We start from the raw sequence: 11,050 nt of genomic DNA on the forward strand, positions 1-11,050 counted from the left end.
TACGCGATGACCGGCTGTGCGACGAGCTTCAGCGCGGTGATCACAGCCAGCTCCAGCTTGGTCGGCTCTGCTCGCGACGGCGCCGTGCGGTGCAGCGACGCGCCGAGCGCGACCAGGACGGCCGACGTGTCCACGGTGCGTACCGGGCGGCCGGGGGTTGCCCACGTGTACGTCGATCGGGGAGCCACGCGTTCAGCCTCGCATCCCGTTAGGACCGAGAAAACATGCCGGCGGGCCGGGACAGCTACCCAAGCGCCGGGCCTGCCAGGCACGGGTATCCAAGTCGTAAGGAGTCATGCCCAAGCAGATAGTTACATGACGGCGGCTTGCCGGGAGGGGATGGCGTTCCGGCCGCGTCACCGCACGGCCACACCGCCCGGGCCGCCGGTGACGACCGGGTGACGCGGACTCTGGCAGGGTCGCGGCACGAGGACGGCACGGTGCGAGGGGGCGGCATGATCAGGACGATGCTCCGGCTGCGAGCGCGGCCCGGCTGCGCGCCCGCGGTGGGGCCGGCCTGGGAGGACGTCGCCGGACAGCTCGGCGCGCTCCCCGGCGGCCTCCGGCACGAGCTGCTGCGGGACGCGCTGGACCCGTACGGCTTCGTCGTGGTCACCGAGTGGGCCGACGAGGAGGCGCTGCGCGCCTACCGGGACGGGCCGGTGGCCGCCCGCCTGTCCGACCTGCTCCGGCCGCTGACCGAACCGGCCGGCCCGCCCGACTACCCGCCGATGGTCGAGACCGGCGACGGGACCGGCCCGGTCTACGTGGACGTGGAGCTGACCGTGCCGAGCGCCCGGCTCGCCGAGTTCCATCGCGGCTACCCCGAGGTGGTGCGGCGGATGACCGCCGTGCCGGGCTACCGGCGTGAGCAGCTGCTCCACGAACCCGGCTCGGACGTGCACCACATCTTCGCCGAGTGGGACACCGCGGCCGAGTTCCTCGACTGGATCGGCGACCCGGCTCACGCCTCGGCGCAGGCCGGGCCGATCGCACCGTTCCTTCTCGACATCCGACGCCGCCTGTTCCACGTCGTGCCCGGTGGGGACGGCCGGCGACTCGACACCACAGGCAGGGAGGCCGATGTGCAGAGGACAACGGACGTACTGGTCGTCGGGGCGGGCCCGACCGGGCTGACCGCCGCCGTCGAGCTGGCCCGGCGCGGCATCGACTGCCGGGTGATCGACAAGCGGGCGACCCCGGCCGGGCAGGCCGACAAGGCGATCGGCGTGCACTGCCGCACCATGGAGATCTGGGAGGAGCAGGGCGTCGTGCGGGAGGCGATGGACGCCGGCATCTGGCTCACCGGCAACATGGTCTTCGTCAACGGCGAGCAGACCCACCGGATGAGCTGGGAGCTGCCCGGCCTGCCCTACGACCACCTCGGCCTGCCCCAGTACGAGACCGAACGCATCCTCACCGCCCGGCTGGCCACGCTCGGGGTGCGCCCGCGGCGCGGCGCCGAACTGGTGGACTTCACCCAGGACGCGGACGGCGTGACCGCCACCGTGCGCACCGCCGACGGCGCCACCGAGACCGTACGCGCGGCGTACCTAATCGGCTGCGACGGCGCGCACAGCCGGGTCCGGGACCGGCTCGGCCTCACCTTCACCGGCGGGCTGGGCCAGTTCCCGCAGCTGTTCATGCTGGTGGACGTCGACGTGGACTGGGACATGCCCGACGGGCACCTGCTGCGCTTCCTGCACACCACCGACGGGCGGATGGACGGGATGCTGGTCTGTGTGCCGCTGCGCGGCGAACACCGCTACCGCATCGCCACCCTGGCCCCACCCCGGTTCTTCGCCCGGACCGGCGGGCAGGACGCCCCGCCCGGCTTCAGCGAGGAACTCGGCGAGCCGACCCTCGACGACGTGCAGGCCGCCCTCGACCGCCTCGCCCCGCCCGGCACCCGGGCGACGAACCTGCGCTGGTCGTCGGTGTTCCGGATCAGCCACGGCATCGTCGACCGCTACCGCCACGGCCGGGTCTTCGTCGCCGGCGACGCCGCCCACCTGCACCCGCCGGCCGGCGGCCAGGGCATGAACACCGGCATCCAGGACGCCTGGAACCTGGCCTGGAAACTGGCCCTGGCGGTACGCGGGCTGGCCGCCCCCGGACTGCTGGACAGCTACGAGGCCGAGCGGCGCCCGGAGGGCGAGGAGATCGTCGGCCGCGCGGTGCGGCTGGCCGGCACCGAGGAACTGGACCGGGCCGACCTGGAACGGCAGTTCCTCCAGGAGATGTCCCTGCTGCTCAGCTACGCCGGCAGCCCACTGGTCGGGGAGACCGTCTCCGACCCGGCCGGGCTCGGTGACGCGCCCCGTCCCGGCGACCGCGCGCCGGACGTCGAGGGTCTGCGCCGGCGCGGCGTCGGGCATCCGCTGCGGCTGCGGGACCTGACCCGGGGCACCCGGCACACGCTGCTGCTCTACGCCGACGCCACGGCCGGCGCGACGGAGCTGGCCGGGTTCGCCGACCTATGCGCCGACGCGCGGCGGCAGGCGGGCGGGGAACTCGACGCGTACCTGCTGCTCGACCCGGACGTCGCCGAGCCGCGCCTGGCCGACCCGCCGGTGCTGCGCGACGGCGACCGCCGGTTCCGCGCCGGGTACGGCCTGGCCGGCACCGGGCTCTACCTGATCCGTCCGGACGGGCACGTCGGCTTCCGCGGCGCCCCGGTCGACGCCGACGCGCTGCGCAAGCACCTGCACCTGGTCTTCGGCGGCGCGCGGTGAGCCGGGTGCGCACGGTGCTGGCGATGCGGACCCGGCAGGGGTGCGAGGAGCGCTTCGAGGCGGAGTGGCGCGCCGCCGCCGAGGAGATCCGCACCCTGGACGGCTGCCTGCACCAGGACCTGGTCCGCGACGCCGACGACCCGAGCAGCTATCTGGTCATCAGCGACTGGGCGGACCGGGAGCGGCTGGACGCCTTCGGCCGCAGCGCGCACCGGGACCGGCTGCTGCGCGTGGTCCGGGAGCTGCGCGAGTCCGCCGAACGACACACCTACCAGGTGCTGCACAGTGTGAACAGCGAGCCGGGGGAGGCCCGATGACCGACGACGTGGTGCCGGCGAGCGAGCTGTACACGGAGGCGTTCGCGGCCAATCCCTATCCCACCTTCGCCCGGCTGCGTGCCGAGCGGCCGGTCTGCCCGGTCGGCTCGCCCCGGTTCGACTCGTGGCTGATCACCAGCTTCGACGACGCGCGCACGGCGCTGACCGACCCGCGGCTGTCCAAGGACCTCTACGGGCCCGACCAGCACTACCTGCGGATCTTCGGCCCGAACTCGGAGGGCCTGAACCGCAACATGCTCAACTCCGACCCGCCCGAGCACACCCGCCTGCGCCGGGTGGTGTCACAGGCGTTCGCGCCGCGGCGGATCGAGGCGTTGCGGCCCCGGGTGGCCGCGATCGTCGACCAGCTGATCGACAAGATGGTGCCGCAGGGCGAGGCGGACCTGATGCGGGACTTCGCCATCCCGCTGCCGATGACGATCATCTGTGAGCTGCTCGGCGTGCCGCCGGTCGACCACGACCGGGTGCTCGACTGGACCCAGGTGATCCGCACCTCCGGCTCGACCAGCCGACCCCCGGCCGAGGAACGGGCGGCGGTGCAGGAGGCCCAGCTGCGGCTGCACCACTACCTGGCCGACCTGGTCCGGGCCAAGCGCGACGACCCGGCCGACGACATCATCGGCGCGCTGGTGGACGCGGTCGACCGGGACCACACGCTGTCCGAGGCGGAGCTGGTCACCACCACGTTCCTACTGCTGTTCGCCGGTCACCAGACCACCGCCGACTTCCTCGGCAACGCGGTGCTGGCGCTGCTCACCCACCCGGAGCAGTGGGAGCTGCTGCGGACCACGCCGAGGCTGCTGCCGACCGCGATCGAGGAGCTGCTGCGGTTCGACGGCCCGCTGCCGGTGGCCAGCCCGCGCATCGCCACCGAGGACGTCGAATACCAGGGGGTACGCATCCCGCGCGGCGCGATCGTCGGGGTGGCGATCAACGCGGCGAACCACGACCCCGCCCACTTCACCGACCCCGACCGGCTCGACCTGCGCCGGGTCCGGGGCCCGCACCTCGGCTTCGGCCACGGCGTGCACTACTGCCTGGGCGTCTCGCTGGCCCGGATGGAGGCGCTGCTCGCGCTCTCCGCGCTGCTGCGCCGGCTGCCCGGGCTGCGGCTCGCCGTCCCGCTCGCCGAGGTGCGCCGACTGCCCGCCGCCTCGCCCTTCCGCGGCCTGCTGGAACTGCCGGTCACCTTCACCGTCTAGCCCGCCTACCCAGCCAAGGAGCACGTCATGGTCTTCCGGAACGTGATCGTCTGCCACATGGTCCCCGGCAGCGACGAGATCGTCGGCAACGTCTTCGGCCACTACGACCAGGCCACCCGGCCCCAGGATCTCGGCGTCATCGGCCGGTACCTGCTGTCGCACCACGACCTCTACCTGCACGTGATCGAGCGCGAGCAGGACCCGAGGATCTCCGGGCAGACGCGCGGGCTGCCCGCCTTCCAGAAGATCGCCGAGGAGATCGGCCCGTACGTGACGCCGTACCCGCGCTACTGGAAGAACCCGTCGGACTCGGTGGCCAAGGAGTTCTACCACTGGGCGCCGGAGGGCGAGCCGCCCGAGGACACCACGCTCACCGTGATCGTGGGGCGGATCAAGCCGGGCGCCGAGCCGGACGTGGCCCGGGTGTTCGGCGAGTCGGACGCCGGGTCGCTCCCGACCGACCTGGGTGTCACCGGACGCTGGCTCTACTCCATCGACGATGTCTACGTGCACCTGCTGGAGCAGGAGTCGTCGGCGGCCGAGGCGACCCGGGACCAGCACGCCGAGAAGCCGGCCTTCGGCAAGGTGATGCAGGATCTCGGCCCCTACGTGGAGCCGTACCGGCCGGACCTCTGCCACGGCCCGCAGGACCAGGTCGCGACCGTCTTCTACCGTTGGCGCGCGCAGGACTGAACCCGCGCCGAAACCACTATTCGTCGCACCCCCTTACGCCGGGCTGAAGCCGAGGCGTACGGGGTGTGACGGGCGGCGTCGTCCATCGCGACCAGTGCGGCAGGCCGCACGGACACGCGAATCGGCGGTGACCGTCCGGGTGAGGGTCACCGCCGATTGCGTGGTCGAACCGGTCAGGTGGCCGAGCAGGCGGTGTCCAGCTCCTTGATAGCGGCTTCCAGGGCCTTTTTGCTGGGCTTGGCGCCGGCGGACTTGTTGTACGCGTCGCTCAGGCCCATCATCTCGTTCTGGATTTTTTCGCTGGCGGCGGTGACTGCCTCGTTGGCGCCCATCGAGTGCGCCAGGATCGCGACCGAGCCGGCGGCCCACTGGGCACTGACCGCGAAGTGTCCGGCCGGCGGGCCGATCTTCTCGGCCTTGGTGACCTTAGCCGCGTTGTCCTTGATGTCCTTCTTGATGTCGGCGCAGGCCTTCACTGTGGCCGCGTCGTTGGCCGCGGTGCTGGTCGCGGTGGTGGCCGCACTACCGGTCGGGGCGGCGCTCGAGGCCGCCGGGGACGGCGAGGTTGCAGTGCCCGCAGATTCGGGCTGCGGATCGCAGCCGGACAGCGCGATTGCCGCCGCAACGGCCGAGCCAGTCAGGACGAGTCGAGTTCGGTTCATCGATGTTTCCCAATCTTCATGTTCGGCGCACGCTACCAGCCCTGGTCGGACGGGTCGGATCAATTAGAGGCCCGACGAGCACGGAGCCCTGAGTCTGGAGCTGGATGTGGGGCGCGTGGTGACTGTGGACGACGGGTGCCGTAGTGCTCGCACGTGTCGGTCCGCGGGCGGCGAAGGTTGGTCTGCGTCGAGAACGTCCCCGACCGGACCGGTTCCGGGCAGAGGTAGCCGAGGTGCAGTTGCACCCATGGAGCGCGGGTGCACGCCGCCGTGGCGGGCGGTGAGGCGGCGTGAGCCAGACCGTCGCTGGCCGGGCTAAAGGTAGGGCCGGCCCGTCCGCTAGCCCCGACGTTCGCCGAGTACGTGCCAGTGGTGGCCGCCGCGGTGTCGCCGTTTAATCCTCGGGCGTACGGCTCGAACGGGAATCGGGTGGTGCAGGCATGGGGGATCGGCGTATCGATGAGGTGGCCCCCGAAGGTCATTCGTTGGCGGCCCGGGCCTCGGGCTTGATCCAGCCGAAGGTGCGCTCCACCGCGCGCTGCCAGTTCTCCCGCTCCTCGGCGCGCACGGCGTTGTCCATCTTGGGCATCCAGCGGGCGGCGGGGTGCCAGTTGCTGCGCAGCCCCTCCAGGTCGGGCCAGTAGCCGACCGCCAGCCCGGCGGCGTACGCCGCGCCGAGGGAGACCGTCTCGGCGACCATCGGGCGCACCACCGGCACCGCGACCACGTCGGCGACGAACTGCATCAGCAGGTTGTTGGCGGTCATTCCGCCGTCCACCCGCAGCGCCGTCAACTCCAGGCCGGAGTCGGCGTTCATCGCGTCGACCACCTCGCGGGTCTGCCAGCCGGTGGCCTCCAGCACCGCGCGGGCCAGGTGTCCCTTGGTGATGTACGAGGTGAGCCCGACGATCACGCCGCGCGCCTCGCTGCGCCAGTGCGGCGCGAACAGCCCGGAGAAGGCCGGCACGATGTAGCAGCCGCCGTTGTCGTCCACAGTGCGGGCGAGGGTCTCGATCTCCGGCGCCGAACTGATCAGTTCCAGCCGGTCGCGGAACCACTGCACCAGGGACCCGGTGATCGCGATGGAGCCTTCGAGGGCGTAGACGGCCGGCTGCCCGCCGATCTGGTAGCCGACGGTGGTGAGCAGCCCGTGGCTGGAGTGCACCGGCTCCGTGCCGGTGTTGAGCAGCAGAAAGCTGCCCGTGCCGTAGGTGCACTTGGCGTCGCCCGGCGCGAAGCAGGTCTGGCCGAACAGGGCGGCCTGCTGGTCGCCGAGCGCCGCTGCGATCCGCACGCCGGGCAGGACGGCGGTCGCGGTGCCGTACACCTCTGACGAGGAGCGGATCTCGGGCAGCATGGCGGCCGGGATGCCGAAGAAGGCCAGCGAGTCCGGGTGCCAGCCGAGCGCGCGAAGGTCCATCAGCATGGTCCGGCTGGCGTTGGTGACGTCGGTCAGGTGCAGACCGCCGTCCGGGCCGCCGGTGAGGTTCCAGATCAGCCAGCTTTCCATCGTCCCGAAAAGCACCTCGCCGCGCTCGGCCCGCTCGTACAGCCCGGGCGTGTGGTCGAGCAGCCAGCGCAGCTTGGGGCCGGAGAAGTACGTGGCCAGCGGCAGCCCACAGTGTTGCCGGAGGTCCTCGGCGCCGGGTGCCCGGGCCAGCGTCTCCACCAGTGTGTCGGTGCGGGTGTCCTGCCAGATGATCGCCGGCGCCACCGGGATGCCGGTTCGCCGGTCCCACACCACTGTGCTCTCCCGCTGGTTGGCGATGCCGATCGCGGCGACCTGGCCCGGAACGATGCCGGCCTGGGCGAGGGCCCTGGGCACCACCTTGCCGACGTTGCGCCAGATCTCCAGCGCGTCGTGTTCCACCCAGCCGGGCCGGGGGAAGTGCTGCTGGTGCTCCCGCTGCGCCACGGAGACGAGGTTGCCCCGGCGGTCGAACACGATGCAGCGGGTCGAGGTGGTGCCCTGGTCGATGGAGACGACGTAGCTGTCAGTCATTCCTCGTCCTCTCTGGGCGGATGGCGGTGCAGGGTGGACGGATCACCAGCGCGCCGCGCCGAGGTCCCGGGACACCGCGCGTGCGGCGTCGCGGACGTACGCGACGAGCGTCGGGCGGGGGTGGCGCTGCGCGTCGCAGACGCGGTCGACCGGGCCGGAGAGCCCGATCGCGCCCACGACGAGGCCGCCGTAGCCGCGGATGGGCGCGGCGATACCGGCCTCGCCGAGGGTCATCTCCTCGATCTCGGCGCCCCAGCCGTTGTCCCGGATCGCGGTCAGCGCCCGGCTGAGGGTCCGGGCGGTGACCAGGGTGCGCCGGGTGTACGGCTCGGGTTCGCCCTGCATGACCGCGTTGGCGGCGCCGACGTCGTAGGCGAGCAGGACCTTGCCGAGCGCGGTGGCGTGTGGGGGCAGCAGGGACCCGACGTCGAGGGTCTGCAGGGTGTCGTCGGGCCGGAAGACGTGGTGGACCACCAGCACCTTGCCGTCCAACAGGGTGCCGATGCGGACGGCCTCGCCGCTGCGCGCGGCCAGCGGGTCGGCCCAGTTGATGGAGCGTGAGCGCAGTTCGTTGACGTCGAGGTAGCTGGTGCCCAGGTGCAGCAGGGCCGCCCCGAGCTGGTACTTGCCGGAGGTCTTGTCCTGCTCCACGAAGCCGACGTCCTGGAGCGTGCGGACGATACCGTGCGCGGTGCCTTTGGCCAGGTCGAGAGAGCGGGCGATCTCCCCGATGCCGAGGCGGCCGGAGCTGCTGGCCAGCAGGCGGAGGATCGCCGCGGCCCGCGTGATGGACTGCACCTGACCCGGCATGGGGCGGAATGCTAATCGCGTTTTGGCGGCCGCAACAGTGTTCGGCATTGTCGACCGAGGTTCGTTGACCCGGCACCGAGGGTTTCCTACGGTTCACCGCACAGTGACGTTACTGCACCGCGGCGTCACCGACCGACCCTCCACTTCCCCCGAGGGGAGGGCTGCCACCCCCACCGTTTTTGGAGGCAAGATGGCGCAACGGTTGAAAGCGCCCGGGCTCGTTGGCGAGTTGGCCGCCGAGTTCGCCGGCACCGCGATTCTCATCCTGTTCGGCGTGGGCGTGGTCGCCCAGGTGGCCGCGGCGGGAACCGGAGAGTTCGACAGCATCGCCTGGGCCTGGGGTCTCGGCGTCACGCTCGGCGTGTACGTGGCGGGCCGCATCAGCGGCGCGCACCTCAACCCCGCGGTCACCGTCGCCCTGGCGGTCTTCAAGGGCTTCTCCTGGCGCAAGGTGATGCCGTACGCCCTGGCCCAGACCGCTGGCGCGTTCGTCGCGGCCCTGATCATCCGCTGGAACTACAGCGAGGTGCTGTCCCGGTTCGACCCAGGCCTGACCAGCAAGAGTCAGGGCGTCTTCTCCACCCTGCCCGGTGCCGGCGTGAGCGAGTGGGGCGCGCTGCGTGACCAGATCATCGGCACGGCCATCCTGCTGTTCCTCGTCCTGGCCGTCACCGACGCGCGTAACTCGCTGCCCGCAGGCAACCTCGCCCCGCTGATCGTCGGCCTGATCGTGGTGGCGATCGGCATGGCCTTCGCCGCCAACGCCGGCTACGCCATCAACCCCGCTCGCGACTTCGGCCCCCGCCTCGCCTCGTTCCTGACCGGTTACGAAACGGCCTTCCAGGACACCAGCGGTTATCCGTACTTCTGGGTGCCGATCGTCGGGCCGCTCGTCGGTGGCATCATCGGCGCCGGCCTCTACGAGCTGATCATCGGCCGCTTCCTGCCCAGCGAGGACGAGTTGGAGCCGGGCGCCCTGGCCACCGAGAAGACCTCGGCCGAGGACGAGCTCGCCCGCATCTGACATCGCCGACCCGAATCCTTACGACGGACACAGAAGGAGACACCCGAATGGCTGACTTCGTCGGCGCGGTCGACCAGGGCACCACCAGCACCCGCTTCATGATCTTTGACCACGGCGGCAACGAGGTCGGCCGCCACCAGCTCGAACACCAGCAGATCCTGCCGCAGGCCGGCTGGGTGGAGCACAACCCACTCGAGATCTGGGAGCGGACCCAGACGGTCATCCAGACCGCGATGAACGCCCTTGGCCTGACCGCCTCCGATCTGGCCGCGCTCGGCATCACCAACCAGCGCGAGACCACCGTGGTGTGGAACCGCCGGACCGGCCGGCCCTACTACAACGCCATCGTCTGGCAGGACACCCGTACCGACCGCATCGCCTCGGCCCTGGAACGCGAGGGCAAAGGCGACGTCATCCGACGCAAGGCCGGCCTGCCTCCGGCGACGTACTTCTCCGGCGGGAAGATCCAGTGGATCCTCGAGAACGTCGACGGGGTCCGGGAGGCCGCCGAGCGCGGCGAGGCCGTCTTCGGCAACACCGACTCCTGGCTGCTGTGGAACCTCACCGGTGGCGTCGAGGACGGGGTGCACGTCACCGACCCGACCAACGCCAGTCGCACCATGCTGATGAACCTGGAGACGCTGGACTGGGACGACGAGCTGCTGTCCTTCTTCGACATCCCTCGCGCCATGCTGCCGGAGATCCGGCCGTCGTCCGACCCCCGCTCGTACGGCAGCACCCGGCAGCACGGCCCGTTCGCCGGCCGAGTCCCGATCACCGGCGACCTGGGCGACCAGCAGGCCGCCACGGTCGGGCAGGTCTGCTTCGCCCCGGGTGAGGCGAAGAACACCTACGGCACGGGAAACTTCATGCTCCTCAACACCGGCACGGAGATCGTGCGGTCGAAGGCCGGGCTGCTCACCACGGTGTGCTACCAGTTCGGCAACGACGCCCCGGTGTACGCGCTCGAAGGCTCGATCGCGGTCACCGGCTCGGCCGTGCAGTGGCTGCGCGACCAGCTCAAGATCATCAGTACCGCCGCGCAGAGCGAGATCCTGGCCCGCCAGGTGGAGGACAGCGGCGGGGTGTACTTCGTGCCCGCGTTCTCCGGCCTGTTCGCACCGTACTGGCGCTCCGACGCCCGTGGCGCGATCGTCGGCCTCTCCCGGTTCAACACCGACGCCCACATCGCCCGGGCCACTCTGGAGTCCATCTGCTACCAGAGCCGGGACGTGGCCGACGCCATGGAGCAGGACTCCGGCGTGCACCTGGAGTGCCTCAAGGTCGACGGCGGCGTCACCGTCAACGACCTGTGCATGCAGATGCAGGCGGACATCCTCGGCGTACCGGTCAGCCGGCCGGTGGTCGCCGAGACCACCGCCCTCGGCGCGGCGTACGCCGCCGGCCTCGCCGTCGGCTTCTGGAAGAACACCGACGAGCTGCGCGAGAACTGGAACGAAAGCCGGCGCTGGCAGCCGGGCTGGTCGCCGGAGCAGCGCGAGAACGGCTACGGCCGGTGGAAGAAGGCGGTCCAGCGCACCCTCGACTGGGTCGACGTCGACTGACGCCCCACCCCCCCTCGAG

9 protein-coding genes and 1 pseudogene are annotated in these 11,050 nt (G+C 71.4%); 6 read left to right on the forward strand and 4 right to left on the reverse strand.

Annotated elements, in window-relative coordinates:
* Window positions 1-188, reverse strand: a pseudogene (locus ABZU46_RS28400) (hypothetical protein); the annotation flags it as partial.
* A 279-nt stretch (window positions 189-467) separates the two neighbouring features.
* Between ABZU46_RS28400 and ABZU46_RS28405 the strand changes: the two are divergent.
* The 4 genes from ABZU46_RS28405 to ABZU46_RS28420 are packed head-to-tail and all read left to right on the forward strand — an operon-like array spanning window position 468 to window position 4,968.
* Window positions 468-2,735: an FAD-dependent oxidoreductase gene (locus ABZU46_RS28405; protein WP_354862536.1), complete on the forward strand. Its 2,268-nt coding sequence runs from the start codon at window positions 468-470 to the stop codon at window positions 2,733-2,735.
* Window positions 2,736-2,740: 5 nt separating this feature from the next.
* Window positions 2,741-3,052 carry an antibiotic biosynthesis monooxygenase family protein gene (locus ABZU46_RS28410; protein ID WP_354862537.1) on the forward strand — a complete coding sequence of 104 codons (312 nt, stop codon included), beginning with the start codon at window positions 2,741-2,743 and terminating at the stop codon, window positions 3,050-3,052.
* Window positions 3,049-4,275, forward strand: a complete 1,227-nt coding sequence (locus ABZU46_RS28415) for a cytochrome P450 (protein ID WP_354862539.1) — start codon at window positions 3,049-3,051, stop codon at window positions 4,273-4,275. The genes ABZU46_RS28410 and ABZU46_RS28415 overlap by 4 nt, the downstream gene beginning before the upstream one ends.
* Before the next feature lie 27 nt (window positions 4,276-4,302).
* Complete coding sequence (locus ABZU46_RS28420) at window positions 4,303-4,968, forward strand: TcmI family type II polyketide cyclase (protein ID WP_354862540.1); 666 nt, start codon at window positions 4,303-4,305, stop codon at window positions 4,966-4,968.
* 173 nt (window positions 4,969-5,141) lie between these two features.
* Here ABZU46_RS28420 and ABZU46_RS28425 read toward each other — a convergent pair whose 3' ends face one another.
* The 3 genes from ABZU46_RS28425 to ABZU46_RS28435 all read right to left on the reverse strand — a co-directional run bounded on the left by ABZU46_RS28425 (window position 5,142) and on the right by ABZU46_RS28435 (window position 8,442).
* Complete coding sequence (locus ABZU46_RS28425) at window positions 5,142-5,630, reverse strand: hypothetical protein (protein WP_354862542.1); 489 nt, start codon at window positions 5,628-5,630, stop codon at window positions 5,142-5,144.
* Between the two features lie 478 nt (window positions 5,631-6,108).
* Entirely contained in the window at window positions 6,109-7,632 is a 1,524-nt protein-coding gene (glpK, locus tag ABZU46_RS28430) for a glycerol kinase GlpK (RefSeq protein ID WP_354862544.1), read from the reverse strand.
* 42 nt (window positions 7,633-7,674) lie between these two features.
* Window positions 7,675-8,442 (reverse strand): IclR family transcriptional regulator, encoded by a 768-nt coding sequence (locus ABZU46_RS28435; protein WP_354862546.1) that lies wholly within the window; start codon window positions 8,440-8,442, stop codon window positions 7,675-7,677.
* 190 nt (window positions 8,443-8,632) lie between these two features.
* Between ABZU46_RS28435 and ABZU46_RS28440 the strand changes: the two genes are divergently transcribed.
* Window positions 8,633-9,466: an MIP/aquaporin family protein gene (locus ABZU46_RS28440; RefSeq protein WP_354862548.1), complete on the forward strand. Its 834-nt coding sequence runs from the start codon at window positions 8,633-8,635 to the stop codon at window positions 9,464-9,466.
* Between the two features lie 47 nt (window positions 9,467-9,513).
* On the forward strand, window positions 9,514-11,031 hold the full coding sequence (gene glpK, locus ABZU46_RS28445) for a glycerol kinase GlpK (RefSeq protein WP_354862549.1): 1,518 nt from the start codon (window positions 9,514-9,516) through the stop codon (window positions 11,029-11,031).
* Window positions 11,032-11,050 lie beyond the last annotated feature (19 nt).

This window comes from Micromonospora sp. NPDC005197 (genome assembly GCF_040608295.1).
Taxonomy (GTDB): Bacteria; Actinomycetota; Actinomycetes; order Mycobacteriales; family Micromonosporaceae; genus Micromonospora.

Coding starts and splice junctions, on each gene's coding strand:
- ABZU46_RS28405 (WP_354862536.1), top strand. CDS start 468: ATGCTCCGGCTGCGAGCGCGGCCCGGCTGCGCGCCCGCGGTGGGGCCG.
- ABZU46_RS28435 (WP_354862546.1), bottom strand. CDS start 8,442: ATGCCGGGTCAGGTGCAGTCCATCACGCGGGCCGCGGCGATCCTCCGC.
- ABZU46_RS28440 (WP_354862548.1), top strand. CDS start 8,633: ATGGCGCAACGGTTGAAAGCGCCCGGGCTCGTTGGCGAGTTGGCCGCC.
- ABZU46_RS28415 (WP_354862539.1), top strand. CDS start 3,049: ATGACCGACGACGTGGTGCCGGCGAGCGAGCTGTACACGGAGGCGTTC.
- ABZU46_RS28425 (WP_354862542.1), bottom strand. CDS start 5,630: ATGAACCGAACTCGACTCGTCCTGACTGGCTCGGCCGTTGCGGCGGCA.
- ABZU46_RS28420 (WP_354862540.1), top strand. CDS start 4,303: ATGGTCTTCCGGAACGTGATCGTCTGCCACATGGTCCCCGGCAGCGAC.
- glpK (WP_354862544.1), bottom strand. CDS start 7,632: ATGACTGACAGCTACGTCGTCTCCATCGACCAGGGCACCACCTCGACC.
- glpK (WP_354862549.1), top strand. CDS start 9,514: ATGGCTGACTTCGTCGGCGCGGTCGACCAGGGCACCACCAGCACCCGC.